Source organism: Aminobacter sp. GW821-FHT11F06 (genome assembly GCF_058808215.1).
Genome location: NZ_JBXARL010000007.1, coordinates 196931 through 220023, shown reverse-complemented (window position 1 = coordinate 220023; position 23093 = coordinate 196931). Strand labels below are relative to the sequence as shown.

At 61.6% G+C, this 23093-nt stretch carries 21 protein-coding genes; 15 read left to right on the top strand and 6 right to left on the bottom strand.

Annotated elements, in window-relative coordinates; genetic code table 11:
* Nucleotide 1 precedes the first annotated feature (1 nt).
* Nucleotides 2–1618, top strand: a complete 1617-nt coding sequence (locus AC1RTB_RS18435) for an ABC transporter ATP-binding protein (protein ID WP_492880084.1) — start codon at nt 2–4, stop codon at nt 1616–1618.
* 88 nt (nt 1619–1706) lie between these two features.
* Here the strand turns inward: AC1RTB_RS18435 and AC1RTB_RS18430 are convergent, their stop codons facing one another.
* The 5 genes from AC1RTB_RS18430 to AC1RTB_RS18410 form a co-directional block, all read right to left on the bottom strand.
* Nucleotides 1707–3461, bottom strand: coding sequence for a pilus assembly protein TadG-related protein (locus tag AC1RTB_RS18430; RefSeq protein WP_492880085.1), 1755 nt, complete (start codon nt 3459–3461; stop codon nt 1707–1709).
* Nucleotides 3462–4073 carry a TadE/TadG family type IV pilus assembly protein gene (locus AC1RTB_RS18425; RefSeq protein WP_492880086.1) on the bottom strand — a complete coding sequence of 204 codons (612 nt, stop codon included), beginning with the start codon at nt 4071–4073 and terminating at the stop codon, nt 3462–3464. It lies immediately after the preceding gene.
* A gap of 394 nt (nt 4074–4467) precedes the next feature.
* Complete coding sequence (locus tag AC1RTB_RS18420) at nt 4468–5730, bottom strand: O-antigen ligase family protein (RefSeq protein ID WP_492880087.1); 1263 nt, start codon at nt 5728–5730, stop codon at nt 4468–4470.
* 19 nt (nt 5731–5749) lie between these two features.
* Nucleotides 5750–7000, bottom strand: a complete 1251-nt coding sequence (locus AC1RTB_RS18415) for a polysaccharide biosynthesis/export family protein (RefSeq protein ID WP_492880089.1) — start codon at nt 6998–7000, stop codon at nt 5750–5752.
* A 98-nt stretch (nt 7001–7098) separates the two neighbouring features.
* On the bottom strand, nt 7099–7773 hold the full coding sequence (locus AC1RTB_RS18410; protein WP_492880090.1) for a sugar transferase: 675 nt from the start codon (nt 7771–7773) through the stop codon (nt 7099–7101).
* On the opposite strand from AC1RTB_RS18410, the gene AC1RTB_RS18405 reads away from it, so the two are divergent.
* The 9 genes from AC1RTB_RS18405 to AC1RTB_RS18365 all read left to right on the top strand — a co-directional run bounded on the left by AC1RTB_RS18405 (nt 7772) and on the right by AC1RTB_RS18365 (nt 16505).
* Nucleotides 7772–7993, top strand: coding sequence for a hypothetical protein (locus AC1RTB_RS18405; protein WP_492880092.1), 222 nt, complete (start codon nt 7772–7774; stop codon nt 7991–7993). The genes AC1RTB_RS18410 and AC1RTB_RS18405 overlap by 2 nt on opposite strands.
* A gap of 381 nt (nt 7994–8374) precedes the next feature.
* On the top strand, nt 8375–8647 hold the full coding sequence (locus tag AC1RTB_RS18400; RefSeq protein ID WP_492880093.1) for an exopolysaccharide production repressor protein: 273 nt from the start codon (nt 8375–8377) through the stop codon (nt 8645–8647).
* Nucleotides 8648–8939: 292 nt separating this feature from the next.
* Complete coding sequence (locus AC1RTB_RS18395; RefSeq protein ID WP_492880094.1) at nt 8940–9965, top strand: glycosyltransferase family 2 protein; 1026 nt, start codon at nt 8940–8942, stop codon at nt 9963–9965.
* A 34-nt stretch (nt 9966–9999) separates the two neighbouring features.
* Nucleotides 10000–10368: a hypothetical protein gene (locus AC1RTB_RS18390; protein ID WP_492880095.1), complete on the top strand. Its 369-nt coding sequence runs from the start codon at nt 10000–10002 to the stop codon at nt 10366–10368.
* A 145-nt stretch (nt 10369–10513) separates the two neighbouring features.
* Nucleotides 10514–11320 carry an endo-1,3-1,4-beta-glycanase ExoK gene (exoK, locus tag AC1RTB_RS18385; RefSeq protein WP_492880096.1) on the top strand — a complete coding sequence of 269 codons (807 nt, stop codon included), beginning with the start codon at nt 10514–10516 and terminating at the stop codon, nt 11318–11320.
* A 63-nt stretch (nt 11321–11383) separates the two neighbouring features.
* Nucleotides 11384–12751 (top strand): UDP-glucose dehydrogenase family protein, encoded by a 1368-nt coding sequence (locus AC1RTB_RS18380; protein ID WP_492880097.1) that lies wholly within the window; start codon nt 11384–11386, stop codon nt 12749–12751.
* Nucleotides 12748–13827, top strand: a complete 1080-nt coding sequence (locus AC1RTB_RS18375) for a glycosyltransferase (RefSeq protein ID WP_492880098.1) — start codon at nt 12748–12750, stop codon at nt 13825–13827. The genes AC1RTB_RS18380 and AC1RTB_RS18375 overlap by 4 nt, the downstream gene beginning before the upstream one ends.
* A 39-nt stretch (nt 13828–13866) precedes the next feature.
* A complete protein-coding gene (locus AC1RTB_RS18370) occupies nt 13867–15048 on the top strand; it encodes a glycosyltransferase (protein WP_492880099.1) in 1182 nt (393 codons plus the stop codon).
* A complete protein-coding gene (locus AC1RTB_RS18365; protein WP_492880101.1) occupies nt 15045–16505 on the top strand; it encodes a lipopolysaccharide biosynthesis protein in 1461 nt (486 codons plus the stop codon). The genes AC1RTB_RS18370 and AC1RTB_RS18365 overlap by 4 nt, the downstream gene beginning before the upstream one ends.
* Here AC1RTB_RS18365 and AC1RTB_RS18360 read toward each other — a convergent pair.
* Entirely contained in the window at nt 16407–17792 is a 1386-nt protein-coding gene (locus AC1RTB_RS18360; RefSeq protein WP_492880102.1) for a polysaccharide pyruvyl transferase family protein, read from the bottom strand. The two genes, AC1RTB_RS18365 and AC1RTB_RS18360, sit on opposite strands and share 99 nt — an antisense overlap.
* A 168-nt stretch (nt 17793–17960) precedes the next feature.
* Here AC1RTB_RS18360 and AC1RTB_RS18355 point away from each other — a divergent pair, with 168 nt between their 5' ends.
* From AC1RTB_RS18355 to AC1RTB_RS18335, 5 genes are read left to right on the top strand one after another with little or no spacing between them, the layout of a single operon-like run.
* Nucleotides 17961–19121: a glycosyltransferase family protein gene (locus tag AC1RTB_RS18355; protein ID WP_492880103.1), complete on the top strand. Its 1161-nt coding sequence runs from the start codon at nt 17961–17963 to the stop codon at nt 19119–19121.
* A gap of 28 nt (nt 19122–19149) precedes the next feature.
* Nucleotides 19150–20136, top strand: a complete 987-nt coding sequence (locus tag AC1RTB_RS18350) for a glycosyltransferase family 2 protein (protein WP_492880105.1) — start codon at nt 19150–19152, stop codon at nt 20134–20136.
* Nucleotides 20133–21062: a glycosyltransferase family 2 protein gene (locus AC1RTB_RS18345; protein ID WP_492880106.1), complete on the top strand. Its 930-nt coding sequence runs from the start codon at nt 20133–20135 to the stop codon at nt 21060–21062. The genes AC1RTB_RS18350 and AC1RTB_RS18345 overlap by 4 nt, the downstream gene beginning before the upstream one ends.
* Nucleotides 21052–22002 (top strand): glycosyltransferase family 2 protein, encoded by a 951-nt coding sequence (locus tag AC1RTB_RS18340; RefSeq protein WP_492880107.1) that lies wholly within the window; start codon nt 21052–21054, stop codon nt 22000–22002. Before AC1RTB_RS18345 ends, AC1RTB_RS18340 begins: the two co-directional genes overlap by 11 nt.
* A 58-nt stretch (nt 22003–22060) precedes the next feature.
* Nucleotides 22061–22954 carry a UTP--glucose-1-phosphate uridylyltransferase gene (locus AC1RTB_RS18335; RefSeq protein WP_492880308.1) on the top strand — a complete coding sequence of 298 codons (894 nt, stop codon included), beginning with the start codon at nt 22061–22063 and terminating at the stop codon, nt 22952–22954.
* Nucleotides 22955–23093: the final 139 nt, after the last annotated feature.

The window sequence follows — 23093 nt, the reverse complement described above, 5'->3', positions numbered from 1 at the left end:
GATGGCTGGAGAAACGATCCTTTCGGTCAAGGACCTGCGCGTCCGCTTCCGCACGCTTGACGGCGTTGTCGATGCGGTGAAGGGCATCAACCTTCACGTCGACGCCGGCGAGACGGTTGCCGTGGTCGGTGAATCCGGCTCCGGCAAGAGCCAGACGATGATGGCGGCGATGAGCCTTTTGGCATCCAATGGCGAGGCCACCGGCGTTGTCGACTATCGTGGCAAGAACCTGCTGACGCTCGACAAGTCGGAACTCAACAAGGTCCGTGGCCGCAAGATCAGCATGATCTTTCAGGAGCCCATGACCTCGCTCGACCCGCTCTACACAATTGGCAACCAGCTGATGGAGCCGATCCGTAGGCATCGCGGGCTGAGCGGTGCGGAGGCCCGTGCCGAAGCACTGAGGCTGCTCGAACTGGTCAAGATCCCCGACCCGGAACGGCGCCTGAAGTCATATCCGCACGAAATGTCGGGCGGCCAGCGCCAGCGCGTGATGATCGCCATGGCGCTTGCCAACGATCCCGACATTCTGATCGCCGACGAGCCGACAACGGCTCTCGACGTGACGATCCAGGCGCAGATCCTGATGCTGCTTGCCGAACTGCAGCGCAAGCTCGGCATGGCCATCGTCTTCATCACCCATGATCTTGGCATCGTCCGGCGCTTTGCCGACCGTGTCTATGTCATGCGGTATGGCGAGGTGGTGGAAGAGGGTAAGGCGGACGATCTGTTTGCCAACCCGCATCATGACTACACCAAGATGCTGCTTGCCGCGGAGCCGACCGGCCGCAAGGCAGCACCCGCAGACACAGCGCCGATCCTGCTTGAAGGGCGCAATGTCGAGGTGGAGTTCAAGATCGGCGGTGGCTTCCTTGCCGGTCCGCCGATGCTGCTCAAGGCTGTCGATCGCATTTCGGTGACGCTCAAGCGCGGCCAGACCATCGGCATCGTTGGTGAATCGGGATCGGGCAAGTCGACGCTCGGTCGGGCCTTGCTCCGGCTGCTGCCGAGCGAGGGCATGATCCGCTTTGCCGACCAGGACTTGTCTAAGGCCGACAAAAGCGAGATGCGCCCGCTGCGCCGGGAGTTGCAACTGGTCTTCCAGGACCCATTTGGTTCGCTCTCTCCACGCATGACGGTGGGGCAGATCATCACCGAAGGGCTGCTTGTGCACGAGCCATCGCTGTCGTCCAAGGATCGTGACAAGCGGGCGGTGGAAGCGCTGCTCGAGGTCGGCCTTTCGCCTGACACGCGAAACCGCTATCCGCACGAATTCTCGGGCGGCCAGCGTCAGCGCATCGCAATCGCGCGCGCGATGATCCTCAAGCCGAAGGTCGTCGTGCTCGACGAGCCGACATCGGCGCTCGACCGTTCGGTGCAGAAGCAGATCGTGGAGCTGTTGCGCAAGCTGCAGGCCGACCACGACCTTTCTTATCTGTTCATCAGTCACGACCTGGCCGTGGTCAGGGCCATGGCCGACTACATCATCGTGATGAAGCAGGGAAGGATCGTCGAGGAGGGGCCGACCGAGGAGATATTTGATGCGCCTCGCGAGGCCTACACCAAGACCCTGATGGCCGCGGCGATCGACGAGACGAAATTCCGCTTGTCGGCATGAAACGGCCTGCGCGAGGCTTTCGCGCAGGCGCTTCTTTCAAAGTGTTGGATCGGCCCGGATGTCGCTTTCGACGTCCGGGCCGATTGCGTCAGAGAACCAGCACCGACCTGCCGCACGAAACGCCGTGGACGCGGACGTCGGCTTCGCCGACTTTCACGCCCACCAGCGTCAGGACGCCATAGAGCAGGTCATCGATGGGTGCTGTGACGCCCGACAAAAGGCCGGTGATGGCGGTTTTGACGGCGGCGTCGGACGGCACGAAGAGGCCAAGACCGAGACCAAGGACATCGAGCTTGACGTTGAGTGTCAATCCGCCAAGCAACGAGGCGGTCAAAGACTGCGTGAGATTGCGCGTCGACACAGACTTGACGGTGCGGGTGTCGATGTCGTTCTTGTTGAAGGTGAGTGACGTCGGCGACAAGTTGCCGATCTTCACGTTGGCTGCGCCCTTTACATCAACGGTGAGCACGTTGAGGCCAACTGGATTGAGCTTCACGAGTTGCCCGGGCTGTACCACTGGTTTTTTGGTAAAGACCCTGAGGTCTGCGGGATTGATGTCGCCTAGCCAGACTTCCGCAACGCCAGGTTGGGCGGCGACCGTCACGACCGCACTGGCCGGCTTGCCGGTGGGGCAAGAAACGCTCTTGAGTTGTGCTTCGGCGTAAGCGAGCTCGACATAGAGCGGCACTCTGATTGAACCGCCCAGAACGCTTCCAACAAGTCCGCCGGAGCCGCCGACAGTGACGACGAGTTGCAGTCTGGTCTGCGCGGTCCTGACGATCTTGCCGGATTCGCCAATGGCGAACCATGTGCCCCCTTGAGGCGGTTCGCCGATGGCGATGCTCAAGGCGACGCCGGCTAGGCCCTGCATGCCGGTGTTGACGTCCAGCGCGACCTGATTTTTGCCATTGGCGATAGCGGCTGCCGCGCTCAACAGTTCCATGATGCCGACATTGGCGTCGAAAGCGGCGGCGCCGTGCCCCAATGCCAGCTTGCCGATATGACCCAGGTCGACGAAATGAGACAGCGGCACCGTCAGCGATCCCGGGATGTGTGCTCCGAGAAGCTTGGCAAGCGCGATGTCGGCGTTCTTGTCTTTCGTCGTCGTGGCCAGAGCGGATACGATCTGTCCGACAGTCGCCTGTGATTTCAGCACATCGTTGTAAGTTCCGGCCGTCACATGCAGTTCGGTGGCGAGGGCGTCGATGAACTGCAACGCGTTGACGTCGACCCCGAGCAGCGCTTCGTAGTCCATCACGCTGAGCGAGATCGTGGTACCCAGCAACTTGCCAAGTATGTCGTTGAGAATGCCGCCCTTGAAGCTTGCGAGCCGGGAGCCGACGGAGAATGCGGCCTCGGCTGGAGCACTGGCGACAGCACTTGTGACGATCGTCCGTTGCCCCATCAGCGCGTTGGCAAAATAGGTCGTGCCGTCCTTGCGGTAGGTGACGCGGACCGCATTGAAAGGCATCGCGCCCACAACGAAGCGCTTTCCGGCTTCGACAGTTGGATCGGCCCCATAGCGCCCCTTTTCGACCGCCACTTGCCGGTAACCCACAGTCGTCGGTTGGACGTTGAAGTCGCCGACCAGGGCAACACCGTCCTGGCTGTTGTTGCTGAACACTTTCAGCACCGCAGCGTCGGCCTTGCCGATGTTGGCGGCACCGTAAATGGCTGCGAGGTCGGTGAGCGACTGTGCCTCGCGGCGCTCGACATAGAGTGCGCCTTCGTCGACCGCCAATGCGGCCGCCGCGAGACCGATCGGCAGCGTCAGGGCAAACATCGTCGCGATGTTGCCTTTTTGCGAAGCCCAGAAGGTTCGTAGGTTGTCTGTCGCAAACATTCAGATACCTCCCACCCGAATTGTCGAAGAACGTTTGATTGTCGGTTCCGGCATCGGCAGCATCGGCAGCAGGTTCCATATCGGAAGCTGGCGGGCGTCGTAGCTCAGTGAGACGACGAACTGTTCGCCATTCGCGTCGCTGTCTTTGACGTCGACGGATAGCTTTTTCCTGTCGATGAGGACGTATTCGCTGGCGTTGAGATCGAGATATCTTTGCGCAAGTGTCTTGCGCTCGGTCTCGTCAAGACCCGCAATGGCAGTGCGGGCTGCGTCGGCTGCCATCTGCTGGACGGAATGCAAGGCGCCGAAATAAATACCGTAAGCAATCATCCCGAAGACGAGGAGGATGAAGATCGGGGCGACGATGGCGAATTCGATTGCCGACGTGCCGGATTGTGATTGAAGGAAAAGACTGGGGCCGGGCGGTCGAACTTTGCGTTGGGGACCAGTTGATTGGGTTAAATGGGAAATCCGCTCGGTGAAAGGCTTAGAACCATCCGCTCCTAACCTATGGCGTTGGCGGAGCGCTCGCCATTTTCTGGGAATATTACTTGATAGAAGCGAAAGATAGCGAAAATATTGTCTGTATACAAGGAAGGTATATTTAATCATATGCCACCTGTTTGGCGTTTGCCAAGATCTTTCGGTCTCAGGGATGAGAGATTTCGAAGATCGACAACAGGCTGCGCTTGGAAGATTATAGATTTGCTAATGTGCCTCATTTTGAAGCGGCGTGTTCAAGAAATGTTCAAACCGGAAACGACAATCAAAGTAAAGTCTTCTGCAATTTATGCGCGAGTTTTGTTGAGGTGCCGAGTGAAGAAACAAACTGGATAATCGCGATCTACAAGGCTTGAACAAGAAGCGTGGCCGAGATCGAGATCTGCATCGATTTAGGTAGCGGAATACGTGACATTTTTCCCGATCGGGCTGAAAGGCATGGCGTCGAAGCAAGTGAGAGGTGCTACCGGCACGCGAATTTCGCGATGCCGCAACGACGCAGATTTCAGGTCGCCCGTGACAATTGAATCGTTGCCGACGACCCGGCAGCTCTTCGGCTCGGTGCCGGTTCCTTGCCGCGAGCCCAGCAGTAGTAGAGCAGGAACGAGCCGATCGCGTAGGGCTGGAGTATGTCGACCTCGAAGAAGGAGCGGATGACGAGCAGCGCGAGCAGGCCTGTCTGCAACAGCGGTTCGGTCCAGTCGTTTTCGTTGAGAAGCCGCCATATGCAGAGCCGGAGCACGGCAAGCAGAGGCAGGATGATCGCTGCTGTACCGACATAGCCGAGTTCCACCAGCGCCTCGATATAGGTGTTGTGGAAGTGGAATCCGGTTCGCGAGGCGATGTAGAACTCGTTCCACAGCCGCTCCGCTTCGGAGAAGCCTTGCACCCAATAGGCCTGGTAGCCAACGCCGAGCCAGGGCGCGCTCGATGCTGCGTCGAGCCCTTGCTGCCAGAGATAGGTGCGCCCGGTCAAAGTCGTGTCCTTGCCGAAAGCGCCGAGCACCATGTCGACGGCGCCGATATTGAGTGCCGCGAGCACTGCCGCACAAGCGAGCACCGAGCCTGCAAGAAAGAAGATCTTGCGGTGGCTGGGAGAGAACGCTTCGAGACCGGCAATCGCAATCACCAGGGCGACGGCCGCTGGCGTCGCCAGCATCGAGGTTGCCGAGTGGGACATGACCAGCAGCGCTGCCGACAGGAGCACGACGCCCAAGGCAAGCAGGCGCGCGATGCGGCTGCGGGTGAGGAACAGGCCGAAATAGCAGCCGAGAAGCACGCCCAGCGATGCATAGAAGCCAAGCTGGTTTTTCGAGCCGAAGGCGCCGACGAAACTGTAGGTGCCGTCGAGCGCATCGTAGACCGAGCTGCCGACAAGGACGGAGTAGATCAGCACCACGACGATGCCGGCCATGGCGCCGATGCTCAGCGTGCGGGCGTCGATCACGCGGGCAGCGATCACGGCGCAAACGACATGCGACAGATATTGCAGCGCGGCCCGGCTGGTCACATCAGGCGCGTCGGACCAGAAATAGGACAGGCACGCGATCAGCGCGAAGGCGAGAAGTTGCGGCGAGCGCGCCAGGCGCCCGAGCGTGAAGCGATAATCGACCAGGATCAGCGGCAGCCAGACCGCGTAATACATCAGGATCGATATCTGCCCGAGGCGGAAGGAATAGGCGAAGACGAAAAACGACACGGCGACCGCGAAGGCGCCGTAAAGCGTGTTTTGGCCGGGATCGACCAGCAATGCCTTTCTGATCCGCATCTTGGTGTGCCTGCCGCAGCTACTGGATGAGAGGCCCGCCAGCGCGCTCGACCTTCAGGACGTCGCCGGGCAGCACCGGCGTATCCTCGGTCGCTGCGACTTCCTTGGTCTTGCCGTCACTCTTGCGGACAAGCACGTAAGAAAGTGCCTGTTCGGCACCAGCAGATGCTGGAGCAACGCCTCCCGCTTCTGAGATCAGGCCCTTTTGCATTCCAAGCTTGAGCGTCACCGCGTTCAGCTCCGCCACCACTTTCTGGCGTTCGACGGCAAGTTCCGACTCGTTGTCGTTCTTGAGGTCGATCGCTTCCTGCTCAGCCTTGCTGATGTCCTGCTTGGCCCGCAGCATCGCCGTGTCAAGGTCGAGGATCTTGCCTTCCATCTCGGCGATGGAGCGCTCGGTCGAAAGCAGGCGCGTGTTCACCACCAGGCCCTTCTGGGCCAGCGTGTCGATGCCGCTGAGTTCTTTCTTGGCAAGCTCGACCTGGCGCTTCTGCGTTTCGGATTTCTGGCCCAGCGACACGATCTCGCGTTCGAGCAGGCCCTTGAGGTCTTCAAGAGCCTGCAGCCTGAGCGTGATCTTTTTCTGGCGCGAGACCATGATGGCGGTCTCGTCGGCGATCATTCCAGGGACCGCGGGCAGGGACGCAATGTCCTTGGGGGCTTCGACCTCTGTCTTGCCGGCGAGTTCGGCCTCGATGCGGGCGCGGGTGACCATCAGGCGGAGCTGTTCGTCGGACAGGACGGCGTGGCTGCCTTCGGCGGTGATCAAGTCGCGCTCGGTACGCGCCCCCTCGGTGCCGCGGCGCATGCCGCCAGCGATGCTGATCGCCTTGAGCACAGTGAGTTCCGGGGCGTAGGGATATTGCCCCGGCGTCTTGATGTCGCCCGAGATGTAGAAGGGGCGGTATTGCGCCACTTCGACCGACGCCTCGGGCCGGTCGGAAAGGCCGAACTTTTCCTGCAGCCTCTTGCCTATGGTTTCGGCGATCTCGGCGGTGGTCTTGCCCGATGCCGGCGTTTCGCCGACGAAGGGCAGCGACAGCTTGCCGGATGGTCCGATTGTGTAATCGCCGCTGACCGACGACCAGTCGCGGAACGCACCTTCGACCGTCTGCCATTCGACGACGCGAATGGTCAGCTTGTCTTGGGTGCCGAGCTGGTAGTCGTCGGCGAAAGCCGCTGATGCCGAAAAGACCAGTGTAAGACAAGTGATGCCGTTCAGCAGTCGCCATGCGCGGCTGCGGGGAAAGGGTGCGAGGTGTAGTTTCAAATCTGTCGTCCGTTCCTGTGCCGCTGAAATCCGGGGACGCCGGCGGGCGAGGGGAGACGCTGCACTCCCGCCCGAGCGCAGCCTCGATTGCGGCTCACTCAGTAGCTGCCGCGCGACATGCAGACGGCCGGAACCGTCTTGAGGATGATGCGGATATCTCCGGCGAGCGACCAGTTCTCGACATAGTGGCGGTCGAACGCCACCCGGCTGTCATAAGAGACGTCGTTGCGTCCGCTGACTTGCCACAGGCCTGTCAGGCCGGGCCGCGACTTGAAGTAGAAGACCACGGCCTTGCCGTAATATTCGAGCTCGTCGCGTACCACCGGACGTGGACCGACAATGCTCATGTCACCCAGGAGGATGTTGACGATCTGCGGCAGCTCGTCGAGGCTGAGCCTGCGCAGCACGGCACCGACGCGTGTGACACGCGGGTCGTCCTTGAGTTTCCTAGCCGTCTCCCATTCGGCCTTGGCCTCGGGATTGTCGCGAAAATGCGCGGCAAGAACCACATCGCCGTCCCGCACCATTGTGCGAAACTTGAGGCAACGGAAAATCCGGCCGGCGCGGCCGATCCTGCGATGGCCATAGAACACAGACCCGCCATCGGAAACCTTGACCAGCAAGGCGATCAGCAAGAAAAGCGGGCTCAAAACGATGAGCCCGGTGCTGGCGCCAACGATGTCGAAACCGCGCTTGATTGCGCCACCCAGCGGTGGAAAATCCGTGGCCGCGTGTGGAAATTCCAAGCTGGTCGACTTGGCAATATTCCTCATGCTGCAACTCCAGTTGGTCAATGACCCGCCCAGGGCAAAGATAGCCGCGCAATGCTGCACTGCAAAACACGATTTCTTGGCGTTTGAAACAATGATGCCAATGAAGGGTCGATCGCCGACCGCAGGTTGCACGGAAAAAGCGCAATGTGACAGCTTTTCGGTCATCGGCTGCTGTATTTCAGAAGAAGCAAATATGCCGGTTTGCCTTGGTGCCGCCTAAGTAAATTCGGCGCTTATTGGCGATTCGCTCTGCGGACAGCCGTTGGGAACAATGAGTTCTGGATTTGACGGATGAATTTGAACGGGGTGATGAAACAGTTCTATTGCAACGATTGTCGGGCAGCTTGCCATTTTGAATTTCATGCAGTGCAACATGCGCCCGCACCCTCAAGGACGAGCTGCGACAGAGTGCTCGGCTTGCTGAGATACGGGCTGACCAATATAATGGAAGAACGTTCCTCGGATTGACCGGCCATCAATACGTCTGCGCCAAGGTAAATGCAGGAAATGGGCGCTGGCGGAAGCTTGCGAGGGCTAGAGGCATGGCAAGTAAAATCGTGACGAATCTGGTGCCGCTGCCTCAGGCAGGCGGTCAAACGAAATGACGTTGCCAAAGTTCACCCTCGGTCTGGCGATTGTGATCGTGATCGTTGCGCTGTGGTCTTATCTGGATGCTGCAAGCTGGAGCATGATCTTGCTGCGCGTCGTCATCTGCGCCGTGATTCTGCAGGTCGGATACTTCCTGGCGATCCTTGCGATGGTGCTTCGCAGCGCACCAAAACATGCCGAAAGCCAGAACAGCGCGAAAGCGTCGGCGGAAGCCGCTACCGCCGTGCCTGCTGATGATCTCACCCCTAAAGGCAGCGCTCACTAAGCACATGACCTGTGGCGGAAACGCTCGCTGTCGCCCCATGTTCCATCGTTGTTTTCCGGGCCATGCCTGAGCCGACACGCTGCTTTGCATTGTGATCATTACGACAATCGCAGCAGCGGGATGTGATCGATGCGATCCGCCTGCACGCCTTGGTAAGCCGCGTACCAGCGGACCCGAGACCGTCCGTCCGCACGCCGGAACGTGAATCGCCGTAACAAAAGTTGGGGTTCCCATGTTCGCAGGTGCAATATAGCTCTGGCCGGGGCGGGACTACGACGGAAAGGCTACCGACATGAGCGGAACCGACGTCTGTGTCATCATTGCCGCGCACAATGCGGCAGAGACGATTGCGACAGCTATTGCCTCGGCGCTGCGGGAGCCCGAAGTGGCTGAGGTCGTGGTCGTGGACGATGCCTCGACCGACGCGACCGAAGCTGTGGCGCGCGCCGCCGAAGATGGCAGTGGCAGGCTTCTGGTGCTGCGGCTCGATGTCAATAGTGGCCCCTCATTCGCGCGCAACCTAGCCATAAGGCAATCGAAGGCGCCGCTGATCAGTATTCTCGACGCCGACGATTTTTTCCTGGCCGGCAGGTTCAGCAGGCTCTTGAGTGGTTCCGACTGGGATCTTGTCGCTGACAACATCGTCTTTGTTCAAACAGCCGCCTCGCGGGCCGTACTTGCAGGCGACGTGGCCAGCTTCGCCGCCGCCCCGGAGTTCATTGATCCAGTGCAGTTCATCAAGAAGAACATTTCGCGACGCGGCGCCCAGCGCGGCGAACTCGGCTTCCTCAAGCCGGTGATCCGGCGTGCGGTGCTTGAGGCGCATGGCCTGAGCTACGATGAATCGCTGCGATTGGGTGAAGACTACGCGCTCTATGCCAGGGCAATGCTGAATGGCGCGCGCTTCAAGCTGATCCGGTCCTGCGGCTACGGTGCTGTCGTGCGCCCGGATTCGCTCAGCGGCCGGCATCGCACCGAGGATTTGCGGCGGCTCGCCGACACGGATCTTTCGCTTCTGGGCAATCCAGAAGTTGCGGCTGAGTTCAAGGCTGTGCTGCGCCGGCATGAACGCCATGTCAGGGACAAGTATCGCCTGCGTCGCTTCCTCGACCTCAAGGCGACCAGCGGGCTCGCCGACGCAGCCGCGTTTGCTTTTCGCTCCCCTTCGAATTTGGCCGGTGTCGTGGGTGGTGTCGTCATGGACAAGATCGAACCGCTGCGCCGGGTGTTGTCCCGCGCGCCTTCCACGGGTGAACCCAGCTACCACTATTTGATGTCGGGCACGGCGGTTGCCGGCGAGAACGCGGGCGCTAGTTGAAATGACGCCCGACTTCCAACGTGGAGCAGCACGCATGGCATCAATCTTCGCATTCCGCACCCGCAGTCCTGACCGCGACCGAGATACGGACCGCGCGCGTTTTGAACAGCTGGCGCGCTCGCTTGATCAGCTCGCTTCCGGGATCGAGGCCGAGAAAACCGGCATCAGGAGCCGCTATGAGGCGGTCTCGGCAAATGCCGCGTTTCTGGTCGAAGCCATGGACAACGAAGCGGTGTCGTTGCGGCGGGCAGCGGAGATGGATCGGCTGACCGAAGCGCTCAAGAACTGCCTGCGGCGTATCGAGGTGCTGGGCAGGCAGGCGGAGTTTGTCGCCGGGCTTCGTCATTCGGTCGACATGTTTGATGCCGAAGGTCGCGAGACTGTGGGAGAGCCGACGACGTAGCCGCAGGCGGGAGCGATCTCGCTTCGGCAACACTCGGCAACAAAATTCAATGGAGGAACAAGTTTGCCGGCCGGGCGCAACCCTGGCCGGGTGTTGGGATGTGGTTCCCGGGCGGGAGGCATGCAGGCACAAGGATGACTTGGCTATGAACGAAAACAAAAATCATGTTGCCGGCCGCTGCGGCGTCTTGCAGCTGTCGGTCGCGCTCGCCGGTCTGCTTGCGGTGACAGGTGGCGCGGTGGCGCAGGATGCCACCGGCAAGTCGTTTGTCGAGACGTTCGACAATTTCAGCAGTTCGCGCTGGTTCGTCTCCGACGGTTGGGACAATGGCAAGCATCAGAACTGCACCTGGTCGAAGGAGCAGCTCAAGCTCGCCGACGGCAATCTGGTGCTGAGCTTCGAAAAGAAGCCGTTCAAGAACCGCGACTATTCCTGCGCCGAAGTGCAGACCAAGGAGCGCTTCAGCTACGGCACCTATGAAGCGCGGATGAAGACCGGCACCGGCTCGGGGCTCAACGCCGCGTTCTTCACCTATATCGGCCCGGTACACAAACAGCCGCATGACGAGATCGACTTCGAGGTTTTGACCAAGGACCCCTCCAAGGTGCAGGTCAACGCCTATGTCGGCGGCAAGTCGAACGACGAGAAGCTGGTCGATGTTGCCGGTGGCGCTGACCAGGGTTTCAACGACTATGCCTTCGTCTGGGAGAAGGAGCGGCTGCGCTGGTATGTCAACGGCAAGCTTGTGCACGAGGTGACCGATGCCTCGCAACTGCCCAGCCATCCCCAGAAGATATTCTTCAGCCTTTGGGGCACCGACACGCTCAAGGAATGGATGGGGCCGTTTGTCGATCCCGGCAAGCCGGTGACGATGGCCGTCGACCGGGTGGCATTCACGGCACTCGGCGAGCCTTGCCAGTTCAACGAATCGGTCGCCTGCAAGCTGCAGTGACCCGCAAACGACAAGCAGTCCGATGCTGGACTTCCCTCATCACAATCAACAGGATTTGACCGGATGAACTTGACGGTATTTGGAATTGGCTATGTCGGGCTTGTGCAGGCGGCGGTTTTGGCCGAGGTCGGCCATGACGTGGTCTGCGTCGATGTCGACGCCGCCAAGGTCGAGCGGCTGAACCAGGGTTTGATCCCGATCTTCGAGCCCGGACTGGAAGCGCTGGTGCGCGACAACCATGCGGCTGGGCGCATCGTTTTCACCACCGATGCGGCGATGGCCGTGCGCCATGGCGAGATCCAGATGATCGCTGTCGGCACACCGCAGGGCGAGGACGGTTCGGCCGACCTCAAATATGTGCTGTCGGTGGCCGAGGTGATCGGCGGCGAGATGGCTGGCCCCAAGATCGTGGTGACCAAGTCGACGGTGCCGGTCGGCACCGCCGACAAGGTCCGGGCCAAGATCGCCGAGACGCTCAGAGGTCGTGCCCGCGAGGACCTTGCCTTCGACGTCGTCTCCAACCCGGAGTTCCTCAAGGAAGGCTCGGCGGTCGCCGACTGCATGAAGCCCGACCGCATCATCATCGGCACCCAAAGCGAAGACTCCGAATTGGTGATGCGCGAGCTCTACGCGCCGTTCAACCGCAACCACGAGAAGATGGTCGTGATGGACGTGCGCTCGGCCGAGTTCACCAAATATGCCGCCAATTGCATGCTGGCGACCAAGATCAGCTTCATGAACGAGATGGCCAACCTCGCCGAGCTGCTCGGCGCCGACATCGAGGAGGTGCGCAAGGGCATCGGCTCGGACCCGCGCATCGGCTACCATTTCATCTATCCCGGCCTTGGCTATGGCGGCTCGTGTTTTCCCAAGGACGTGCGCGCGCTGATCCGCACCGCCGATGGCATAGGCTTTGATGCGACGCTGCTGAAGTCGGTCGAAGAGCGCAACAACAGCCAAAAGGCGGTGCTGTTCGACAAGCTGTCGGCCTATTTCAACGGCGAGTTGGCGGGAAAAACCTTCGCCTTGTGGGGGCTCGCCTTCAAGCCCAACACCGACGACATGCGCGAGGCACCAAGCCGCGTGCTGATGGAGGCTTTGTGGGCCGCCGGCGCCAAGGTCCAGGCCTATGACCCCGAAGCGATGAACGAGGCGCAGACCGTCTACGGCCAGCGCGACGATCTTTTGCTGTGCGGCACCAAGGAGGCGGCGCTGCGCGGCGCCGACGCGCTGCTGATCGCCACCGAATGGAAGAATTTCCGCGCACCGTCCTTCGAGGTGATCAAGCAGGCGCTTGCAACCCCCGTCATCTTCGACGGCCGCAATCTCTACGACCCGCGTGTGCTTGCCCGCCACGGCATCGACTATATCAGCATCGGCAGGAAGGCCGGCGAACAGGCCGAGCGAGCGACAAAGGAGCTGGCCGCATGAGGGTCCTTTTTGCCGGCGGCAATGGTTACACACCCGAATTCAGCGGTGGCGTCCAGTCGAGCACGCATCACTTGGTCGAACAGTTGCGAGCGCATGGCCACGAGGCCTCCGTGCTCGCCGCCCTGTTCGGCGGCGGCATGTTCGGCTTCAAGGCAAGGGCCAAGATGAAGCTGCTCGGGCAGCGCGCCGTCATCGACACGTTTCCCGGCTATCCGGTGGTCCGCGCCTGGTTCCCGTGGGAAGCTGCCGGCTTCGCCGTGCAGAAGCTGAAACCTGACGTCGCGGTTGTGCAGTGTCACAAGTCGGTGCCGATCGGCAAGGCGCTGGAGGCCCAGGGCATACCCCTGGTCGTCTATCTCAGGAATGTGGAGTTCCATGAGCTGGGTGGCGACCTCAGCGAACTTCGGTCGGCGCAATACATCGCCAATTCGGAATTCACCGCGCGCACCTACGGGCAACGGTTCGGCATTGAATCGATCGTCATTCCGCCAACGATCAACCCGGGGCACTACAACACGCCCACGACAGGCGAATACGTCACGCTGATCAATCCTTATGAGGAAAAGGGCTTCGAACTCGCCGTGCGCGTTGCCGGGCGCTGCCCCGACATTCCCTTCCTGTTTGTCGAAAGCTGGAAGCTTGCCGATGACCACCGCGCGCGTATCGAAGAGATCATCGCACCGCTTGGCAATGTCAGGCTCGAAAGTCGAACCAACGACATGAAGACGGTCTACGGTCGCACCAAAATCCTGCTTGCGCCGAGCAAATGGGAAGAGGCCTGGGGCCGTGTCGCTTCCGAAGCCCATTGCAGTGGTATTCCCGTCGTCGGCTCGCGTCGTGGCGGATTGCCTGAGGCGATCGGCAAGGGCGGCGTGGTCCTCGACTATGATGCGCCGCTTGATGCGTGGGTTGGCGCGGTACGATGCCTGTGGGACGACAGGGCCGAATATGAGCGCCTGTCGACGGCCGCGCGCGAATTCTCACATCGTCCGCAGCTCGACCCCGATGCCCAGTTCGCCACCTTCATGGCGGTGCTCGATCGTGCGGCGGCAGGCAGCCTCCACCGGGCGGCCTGACTTGGCTTTTGCCCTGCGAAGTTTCAGGAGCGCGGATCGATGAAAGTCTGTTTTGTCGTCGACAAGTTTCCCTCGCTTTCCGAGACCTTCGTTCTCGACCAGATCGCCGGATGCCTCGAACGCGGCATCGAGGTCGGTGTCGTCTGCAACGAGACGACCTTCGGCAAGGAACACAACATCGATGACCCGCGCTGGCGCAACCTGCCCGGCGGGGTCGAACAATGGTGGGGCGCGCTTGGGCCGCTGCGCCCTTCGCTGCGCAAATGGTCGGGACGGCTGTGGGACAAAGCGTCGACGGCGCTCGACATCGCCTTTGCCGGCAAGCTCGAGAAATACGACGTCATCGTCGCCCATTTCGGCAATAATGGCCTGCGCGTCGCAAGAGCGATGAAGCAGCGGCAGATCGCGGCACCCTTGGTGACCATCTTTCACGGTCATGATGTCGGTGCCCCGATGCATGACGGCACGTTGTCGCGTTACGAAGTCGTGTTCCAACAGGGCGCCCTGCAACTGCCGGTCAACGGCTTCTTCCGCGACGCGTTGATCGGGGCGGGTGCCACACCCGGCAGCGTTGCCGTACACCATATGGGCGTCAACACCGACGAGATCGACTTTCGCACCGGCAGGCAGGGCGACACCAGTTTGGCGCTGATCTCGGTGTGCCGATTGACAGAGAAGAAGGGCATCGAATTCGCCCTGCGCGCGCTTGCCGAAGTGCAGGCCGTCCGCCCCGACATCGACTGGTCCTACACGATCATCGGCGGCGGCGAATTGCTCGATGAGATGAAACAATTTGCGGCACGGTTGGGCATTGCCGAGCGGGTCGCCTTCCTTGGGCCGCGCCCGCATAGCGAGGTCAAGCAGCGGCTGAGCCAGGCGCATGTCTTCGTCCTGCCCTCCGTCAAGGCCAGCGATGGCGACCTCGAAGGCATTCCGGTCGCGCTCATGGAAGCCATGGCTGCCGGGCTGACCGTGGTCAGCACCTATCACTCCGGCATCCCCGAACTGATCGAGGATGGCAGGACCGGGCTGCTCGCGCCCGAAAGGGACGCGGCTACGCTGGCACAGAAACTCATTTGGATCGCCGAAAACCCCGGCCCCTGCGAGACGCTCGCCTTAGCCGCGCGGCGCAAGGTCGAGGACGATTTCGATTCGACAAGGCTCAACGATGCTTTCGCCGACACGCTGTTCCGCCTTGCCGCGACAAGGGCCGCGGCATGACGGCTCAAGCCCAGCAATTGGGGCGCATCGCGCTCAGGGGCGGGGCGCTGACCGGTGCAGCGCAGGCGATCAAGATCGCCATCCAGTTCGTGTCGGTGGTGGTGCTGGCGCGGATGCTGGCACCTGAGGACTTTGGCCTTGTCGCCTCGGTCGGACCGATCATCGCCTTTGTCGGGCTGTTTCAGAATCTCGGCCTCCAGCAGGCGGTGATCCAGCGGCCGGAGATCGCCCAGTCGCAGCTCAACCAGGTGTTCTGGATCAGTACGCTCGCCGGCCTGATCTGCACCATCGTGATCGCAGCACTTTCGCCTGCGGTTTCAGCCTTTTACGGCGATGCCCGCATGACCGGCATCACCCTTGCCGCCGCAACGCCGCTGTTGTTGGGAAGCCTTGCCGCGCTGCCTTTGGCGTTGATGAACCGCAATCTGCAGTTCGGTCAGCTCGCGATCAACGATGTGGTGACGGCCTTGGCCGGTCTGGTGGCGGCGATTGCCGCTGCCTATGCAGGTCTCGGCTACTGGGCACTGGTCATCGGGCCGGCCGCTGGCGCGGTCGTGACTCTGCTGGGCGCTTGGCTCGCCACGCGCTGGAAGCCTGATAAACCGAACCTCAGGGTCGAGCGCGAGATCCTGTCGTTCGGCGCCAATCTAACCGGCTTCAATCTGGTCAATTTCTTCTCGCGCAACCTCGACAACATCCTGATTGGCAAGTTTTCGGGACCGATCGAACTCGGCTACTATGACCGTGCCTACAAGCTGCTTTTGTTTCCGCTGCAGAACATCAACCAGCCGCTGTCGCGCCTGATGGTACCGCTGCTCAGCCGAATCCAGCATGACAAGCCGCGCTTTCGCGAGCTCTATCTCCGCACCAACTGGCTGCTTGCCTTCATCACAGTGCCCGGCATAGCCGCGCTTACCATCGCCGCCGAGCCTGTCGTTGCGATCCTGTTTGGCGAGCGCTGGCTGGCGGTGGCGCCGATCTTTGCTTGGCTCGGCATTGCCGGGCTGATGCAGCCGGTGTCGAGCACGACAGGCTGGGTCTTCATCTGCCAGGGCAAGACGGCAACGATGTTCCGCTGGGGTGTCTATTCGGCGGCGACCACCGTGCTGTCCTTCGCCGTCGGGCTGAAATGGGGCGCTGTCGGTGTCGCCGCAGCCTATGCGATCAGTGGTTACGTATTGCGGCTGCCGGTGCTGGCGGTGATGTTGGGGCGGACGGGGCCGGTCTCGGCGCTCGACTTCCTGATGGTCCAGGGCCTGCTGATTGTGGCGGCAGCCGTCGCCTGGCTTGGCTACGGCTACCTGCCGGCATCGCTGACAGCACAGTCCAATCTCGTCGCCGCGGTGACTGCTGCGATCCTAAGCTACGCGGTTGCGCTCGTCTTCATGGTCGCCGTGCCGCAGTCGCGCCGTGCCCTTGTCGAGGCCTGGAAGACCATCGCCCGCAACATCCGCTGAGACGTCCTCAAGCAGCGGCCTGATCAGATCGGCCGCCGACATCGCCGAGGCATGTTCTTCGAGCACCGCGGCAAGGGTCGTTGCCCTCAGTCGGTCGAGATTGCCCGTGAAACTCGTCAGCTTCTGGCCGGCTTCCTCGGGGGTCACCGTGTCGATGTCGAGCAGCAGATCGGCAAGCCCGACGCGCTTGGCGAGTTCCCTGGTCTTGAATTCATAAGCGATGGGCAGCACCGGCACGCCGACACAGAGCGACATGATCATCATGTGCATGCGCGTGGCGACGACGAAGTCGAAGCCCTTGACCAGTTCCATCAGCTGTTCGGGCGTGTGGAAGTTGGCATCGACGGTGACCTGGGCGGCGATGTCAGGCGCCAGTTCGGCAACGATAACGCGCGCGGTCTTCGAATCGTCATGGGCATATTCAGGCACACCCTGGCAGGTCGAAACGAAGGTCACCTGCTTGCCGTGGTCGCGCACGAGTGTGGTCGCGATATAGCGGATCGAGTCCATGTAGCGGCGCATGCCGTTGGCGCCCTCGCTGACATAATTCCAGTGCCGTACCGAGATGCCGACGTGGCCGGTTGGCCGGGGCGGCTCGCTGGCGGACAGGAGCCCTTCGATGCGCGCCTTGTCGGCCAGCGCGAACACCGAATCGGCCACGACATGACACTTGCCCGTATCTTCGACGAGGCCGGAGAGATGGCCGCGCGAGCGTTCGTCACGCAACAGGATCAGAGGGCTGCGGTCGAAAGCCGGCTTCAACTCGCGGCGATTGTAGTCCTTGGCGAAGGGCCCAAGCGACTGGGTGAAGAAAACAGGATCCTTGCCGAAGGCGGCGTCGATGCGGAACTGGTTGAGCCGGCGTTCGAGATTGTAGTTTTCGACCAGGTAGGTGCCGCCGGTCGTGATGACGAGATCGGCCTGCCGGTACATGTCGAGGCTGCGGCGGTCTTCAGCGCCGAACATCGTCTCGTCCAGCGCCGTGCTCTTGCCGTAGTGGCGCAGCGCGCTCAGTGCGAGCCGGTTATAGATCGGCTTGGCGAGGTTCTTCAGCCGGTTGTCGTCATAGGGGTATTTGAAGATCGATTCGGCCAGCAGCTTGCGGATCTCGATATCGGGATAGGCCTGCCTGGGATAGAGACGCGAGGCGACCTCGGGCTGGCTGTCGAACACCTGGAACTGGATGTCGCTGGCATAGGCTGATTTCAGGATATGCCGGATCGCAAGGAGGATCGCAGCGTCGCCGGTGTTCAGGCAGACGGTGTTTTCGACAATGATCTTCTTCATGGAACTGCGTCTCCGTCGCATAGGCCCGCCCACGCCAGTCATGACAGATCAAACGGGCTATTTTGCGACGCAACAAAAGTTGAGGTGGAATGGGTCAGTAATTGTTGCGATGCAGCAAATGCTTCCCTAGCATCGTGACGCGGTGGGCCAAACAGCGAGAGTAATCTCATGCTGCATGTGCTGTACCTTGTGCATGACGTTTCCGATCCAGCAGTTCGCCGGCGGGTCATCATGCTCAAGGCCGGTGGTGCGCGTCTTGTGTTGGCCGGATTCCGGCGAACTGATGAGCCGGTAAAAGACATAGAGGGCCTTAGGCCGATCGACCTCGGGCACACGCGCGATGGCCGGTTCACGCAACGAATCTCGGCGGTGGCAAAGGCTTTGGCGCGCATGTCGGGCTCGCTGGGCGCCATGCCGGCTCCGGATTTGATCATCGCCCGCAACCTCGAAATGCTGGCACTGGCGCAGCGTGCGCGAAGCGCGTTCGCAGGCTCGGTGCCGATCGTCTACGAGTGCCTCGATATCCATCGGCTGGTGCTGCGCGAGGACCTGCTGGGCAAGGGCATGCGTGGTGCCGAACGGCTGCTTGGGCGCAACGTCAAACTGCTGCTGACCAGCTCGCCAGCCTTCGTCAGGCACTATTTCGACAGATACGGCCAGATCGATGCGCCTATCGAACTGGTCGAAAACAAGCTGCTCGAGCTGACGCCTGGGCTTCGGTCTGTATTGCCGAGGGCACCCGATGGGCCGCCTTGGCGCATTGGCTGGTTCGGGGCGCTGCGCTGCCGCAAGTCGCTCGAACTGCTCGCCGACTTCACCCGCAGGATGAAAGGGCAGTTCGAGGTCGTCATGCGCGGCCGACCGGCACTTTCCGAGTTCCCGGATTTCCATGGTTTCGTCGAATCCGAGCCCTATTTGTCCTTTAAAGGTGCTTATCGAAACCCTGAGGACATGGCCGAGATCTACCGGGAGGGGCATTTCTCCTGGGCGATCGACTTCTTCGAAGAGGGCCAGAACTCGAGATGGCTGTTGCCCAACCGGCTCTATGAAGGATGCCGCTTCGGTGCGGTGCCGATTGCCATGGCCGACACCGAAACCGCCGGGTTCCTTGAACGGCAGCGCGTCGGACTGATCCTTGCAAAACCGTCAGTGGACGCACTGATGGCGACGTTTTCGCCCATGACGGCGGAGCGTTACGAGGCCCTGCATCGGGGCGTGCTCGCCCGCGATCCCAGGACCTGGAGCTGCAGCCGCTCCGATTGTCGCGCGCTGGTGGCAAGGCTCCAGCGCATCGCCGGCGACGCCGAAATCGGCGCCATCGCTGCCTGACATACCCACCACACAGCAAAGCGACGCAATGCCTGAAACCCCTTCCTGCATCATCATCATCCCGTGCCTGAACGAAGAGCGCCACATCGGCGCCTTGCTCGCCCAGCTCCGGCCGGCTGCGAGGCGGCTTTCCGCGCGGATCATCGTTGCCGACGGCGGTAGCCGCGACGCCACCCGAGCGATTGCCGCCAAGGCAGCTGCGGAAGACGCCAACGTTATGCTGATCGACAACCCGAAGCGTATCCAAAGTGCCGCGATCAACCTCGCTGTCGAGCGCTTCGGCGACGGCGTGGACTATCTGATCCGCATCGACGCGCATGGAGGTTATCCCGACGATTTCTGCGACCGGCTGCTGGAGGAGGCGCGGGAAACGGGTGCTGACTCGGTCGTCGTGTCGATGCTCACCAAGGGGGCTGGCCTGGTGCAGCAGGCAGTCGCCGCGGCCCAGAACTCGAAGCTCGGCACTGGCGGCTCCAAACACAGGCACCGCTCCAGCGGCGAATGGGTCGATCATGGCCATCACGCGCTGATGCGGGTGAGCGTGTTCCGCAGGCTCGGCGGTTATGACGAGAGCTTCAGCCACAATGAGGACGCCGAATTCGATCACCGCCTGCGGCAGGCCGGCTACCGCATCTGGATGAGCGGTCGCACGCGCATGACTTACTATCCGCGCAATTCGCTGTCCGGCCTCTACCGTCAGTATCTCGGTTATGGGCGGGGTAGGGCGAAGAACGTGCTCAAGCATCGGATCATTCCCAAGCTCAGGCAGATGGTGCCGCTGATGGTCGTGCCTGCAGCGCTGCTGACTGTGCTTTCCCCGCTGCATTGGGTTTTTGCCGTGCCGTTTGGTCAATGGGCCGCCGTCTGTCTTGGCTACGGCTTGTTTCTCGGGCTGCGCGCGGGCGCGCCCAAACGCGCGCTCGCCGGTGTTTCAGCCATGGTCATGCATTTCGCCTGGTCGCTCGGTTTCTGGCTGCAGTTGATCGATGCGGGAACCAAGGGGCGCACTGCATGAGCGCTGGCAACAGCATCGACATCTGCGTCTGCACCTTCAGGCGCAGGGAACTTGCCGACACGCTGCGTTCGCTGGCGGCGATGGAGCTGCCGGAGGAATTCAGGATCGGCATCGTCGTCGCCGACAATGACGAAGCGCCGAGCGCGTCGCAGCTGGTGGCCGATCTTGCGCGGGAGCTGCCGCTGCCGATCCGCTATGTGCATTGCCCGGCGCGCAACATCTCGATCGCCCGCAACGCCTGCCTCGACGCCAGTTCGGCGGACTTCGTCGCCTTCATCGACGACGACGAGAAGGCGACAGGTTCGTGGCTGAAAAGGCTTGTCGAAACCGCGCAGACGACCAGCGCCGACGTGGTGCTCGGCCCGGTCAAGGCGCGCTACGGGGCAGGGGCGCCGGGCTGGATGCGGGTCGGCGATTTCCATTCGACCTATCCGGTTTTCGTCGAAGGCGAAATCCGCACCGGCTACACCTGCAACGCCTTGCTCAGGATGAATTCCCCAAGCATTGCTGGACGCCGCTTCTCCCTGGCACGCGGCCAGTCGGGTGGGGAGGATACGGAGTTCTTCGACCAGGTTTTTGGAGCCGGCGGCCGCATTGCTTATTCTTCGGAGGCCTGGGTGGAAGAACCCGTGCCTCAGGCACGCGCCTCTTTCGGCTGGCTCACCAGGCGGCGTTTCCGTGTCGGCCAGACACATGGCCGGCTGCTCGGTTCGAAGCGCCCTGGCGTTCGGCTTGCGAGTGAATTGGCCCGGGCGTCGGCCAAGGCCAGCTATTGCTTCGCTGCCGCCGGCATTGCCGCATTCCAGCCGGTCAGCCGCAACCGCAGCCTGCTGAGAGGCGTCATGCATCTAGGCGTTTTGAGCGGGTTGGTCGGGGTTCGCGAACTGCGCCTCTATGGCAGCGAGGGGAGCCAGGATGCAGCCTGACGTCAGCTTCGTCATCGCCGCCTACAATGCCGAAGCGACGCTCAGTCGTGCGATCGACAGTGCGTTGGGACAACGCGGCGTCACTGTCGAGGTAATCGTCGTCGACGATTGCTCGTCGGATGCGACGCTCGCGCTTGCGCGGTCCTATGCCGACGAGCGCGTGGGCGTGTTGGCCCTGGCTGCGAATCGCGGCCCCGGCGGGGCGCGCAATGCTGGTCTCGATGTCGCCCGGGGCCGCTGGGTGGCGGTGCTCGATTCCGACGACACCGTGCTGCCCCATCGTCTCGTCACATTGATTTCCCGCGCCGAGCGAAGTGGCGCGCCAATGGTGGTCGACAACATCGAAGTGATTCGAGAAGACGGAACACAACCGGAAGTGATGTTCCCGAGCGATTATCTCGAAAATCTCGCGGAATTGTCCCTGGCCGACTTCATCGACGGCAATGTCGTCTTCGAGTCGACGTTCAATTTTGGTTACATGAAGCCGATATTCATGGCGAGCTATCTCCGCGAACACGGCCTTCGCTACGATGAGAGCCTGCGCATCGGCGAGGACTATATCCTGCTTGCCAGCGCACTCGCCAGGGGCGGGCGCTGCGCCGTCGAACCCGCTGTAGGCTATGCCTATCATGTCCGTAGCGGCTCGATCTCACGGGTTCTGGAACAGCATCACGTCGAAGCGATGCAGCGCGCCGATGCCGTCTTCGAGGCGTCCAATCTGCTCGATTCCGTGGCCCAAAAAGCGTTCACGCGCCGTACCCGCAGCCTCAGGCAGGCTGCCACATTCCTGTCATTGGTGGAGCACATCAAACAGCGGTCGCCGTTCAAGGCGATGAGAACCGCCCTGGGGGACCCGGCGGCGGTTCGCCATTTGCGGATGCCGATAGCGGTCCGGCTGCGCCGGGTTGCCCGGCAATTCGCATACTGGTCGGGCAAGTGAGGCTTCTGCCTTGGCCAGCACCTACGAGGAGACTGAAATGAGTGAGAGGATCGGCACGATGAAGAAAGTCAGGAAAGCGGTTATTCCTGTGGCGGGTCTCGGCACACGGTTCTTGCCGGCGACCAAGTCCATGCCCAAGGAAATGCTGCCCGTGGTCGACAGGCCTGTGGTGCAGTACGCCGTCGACGAGGCACTGGAAGCTGGCATCGAGCACATCGTTTTTGTCACTGGCCGCAACAAGGCGGTCATCGAGGACTATTTTGACCTTCACCCCGAACTGATCGGCACGCTCGAACAGGCCGGCAAGGTCGATCAGCTCAGGTCGCTTGAGAACTTGCTTCCGATCCCCGGCGCGACCAGCTTCACCCGCCAGCAGGCGCCGCACGGCCTTGGCCATGCCGTCTGGTGCGCCCGCGACATCATCGGCGACGAGCCTTTTGCGCTTTTGCTGCCCGACATGGTTTCGTTCGGCAAGCGCGGCTGCCTTGCTGAAATCATGGAGCTGCACGCGCAGACGAGCGGCAACGTGATTGCCGTCGAGCAGTGCGCCCCCAACGAAACCAGCAAATACGGCATCGTTGCCAAGGGTGCCGAAGTCGGCACCGGCTTTGAGGTGACAGCGATGGTCGAAAAGCCAGCGCCGGCCGTGGCACCATCGAACTTCTACATCAACGGCCGCTACATCCTGCAGCCCGAGATATTCGATGTGCTTGGTACCCAGAAGCGCGGGGCCGGTGACGAAATCCAGCTGACCGACGCGATGGTACGCCTTGCCGCCAGCCAGGCCTTTTTCGCCCGGCCCTTCAGCGGCCGCATGTTCGACTGTGGCTCGAAGGATGGTTTCATCCAGGCCAATGTGGCGTTCGCGCTGAAGCGGGCCGACATCCGCGACTCGGTGCTCGATGCCATCCGCGAGCTGGTCGCCGAGTACGATCACGTCGCCGCGGCCTGAATGAACAGGAGCGCTGGTGGAGGCAAGTGAAGCGCTTGCCTCCACCAGCGTTTCGGCAGTGCCTTCAATGATGCATGCCCTTGCGGGCACGCCAGTTGCGTAGCTGAAATCGGCTTCGCGCCAGAACCCTTCGAGCGGT

What these genes read in the sequence shown, in the direction of transcription:
- AC1RTB_RS18435 (WP_492880084.1), top strand. Translation starts at nt 2, where the DNA reads ATGGCTGGAGAAACGATCCTTTCGGTCAAGGACCTGCGCGTCCGCTTC.
- AC1RTB_RS18430 (WP_492880085.1), bottom strand. Translation starts at nt 3,461, where the DNA reads ATGTTTGCGACAGACAACCTACGAACCTTCTGGGCTTCGCAAAAAGGC.
- AC1RTB_RS18425 (WP_492880086.1), bottom strand. Translation starts at nt 4,073, where the DNA reads ATGATTAAATATACCTTCCTTGTATACAGACAATATTTTCGCTATCTT.
- AC1RTB_RS18420 (WP_492880087.1), bottom strand. Translation starts at nt 5,730, where the DNA reads ATGCGGATCAGAAAGGCATTGCTGGTCGATCCCGGCCAAAACACGCTT.
- AC1RTB_RS18405 (WP_492880092.1), top strand. Translation starts at nt 7,772, where the DNA reads ATGCTGCAACTCCAGTTGGTCAATGACCCGCCCAGGGCAAAGATAGCC.
- AC1RTB_RS18410 (WP_492880090.1), bottom strand. Translation starts at nt 7,773, where the DNA reads ATGAGGAATATTGCCAAGTCGACCAGCTTGGAATTTCCACACGCGGCC.
- AC1RTB_RS18400 (WP_492880093.1), top strand. Translation starts at nt 8,375, where the DNA reads ATGACGTTGCCAAAGTTCACCCTCGGTCTGGCGATTGTGATCGTGATC.
- AC1RTB_RS18395 (WP_492880094.1), top strand. Translation starts at nt 8,940, where the DNA reads ATGAGCGGAACCGACGTCTGTGTCATCATTGCCGCGCACAATGCGGCA.
- AC1RTB_RS18390 (WP_492880095.1), top strand. Translation starts at nt 10,000, where the DNA reads ATGGCATCAATCTTCGCATTCCGCACCCGCAGTCCTGACCGCGACCGA.
- exoK (WP_492880096.1), top strand. Translation starts at nt 10,514, where the DNA reads ATGAACGAAAACAAAAATCATGTTGCCGGCCGCTGCGGCGTCTTGCAG.
- AC1RTB_RS18380 (WP_492880097.1), top strand. Translation starts at nt 11,384, where the DNA reads ATGAACTTGACGGTATTTGGAATTGGCTATGTCGGGCTTGTGCAGGCG.
- AC1RTB_RS18375 (WP_492880098.1), top strand. Translation starts at nt 12,748, where the DNA reads ATGAGGGTCCTTTTTGCCGGCGGCAATGGTTACACACCCGAATTCAGC.
- AC1RTB_RS18370 (WP_492880099.1), top strand. Translation starts at nt 13,867, where the DNA reads ATGAAAGTCTGTTTTGTCGTCGACAAGTTTCCCTCGCTTTCCGAGACC.
- AC1RTB_RS18365 (WP_492880101.1), top strand. Translation starts at nt 15,045, where the DNA reads ATGACGGCTCAAGCCCAGCAATTGGGGCGCATCGCGCTCAGGGGCGGG.
- AC1RTB_RS18360 (WP_492880102.1), bottom strand. Translation starts at nt 17,792, where the DNA reads ATGAAGAAGATCATTGTCGAAAACACCGTCTGCCTGAACACCGGCGAC.
- AC1RTB_RS18355 (WP_492880103.1), top strand. Translation starts at nt 17,961, where the DNA reads ATGCTGCATGTGCTGTACCTTGTGCATGACGTTTCCGATCCAGCAGTT.
- AC1RTB_RS18350 (WP_492880105.1), top strand. Translation starts at nt 19,150, where the DNA reads ATGCCTGAAACCCCTTCCTGCATCATCATCATCCCGTGCCTGAACGAA.
- AC1RTB_RS18345 (WP_492880106.1), top strand. Translation starts at nt 20,133, where the DNA reads ATGAGCGCTGGCAACAGCATCGACATCTGCGTCTGCACCTTCAGGCGC.
- AC1RTB_RS18340 (WP_492880107.1), top strand. Translation starts at nt 21,052, where the DNA reads ATGCAGCCTGACGTCAGCTTCGTCATCGCCGCCTACAATGCCGAAGCG.
- AC1RTB_RS18335 (WP_492880308.1), top strand. Translation starts at nt 22,061, where the DNA reads ATGAAGAAAGTCAGGAAAGCGGTTATTCCTGTGGCGGGTCTCGGCACA.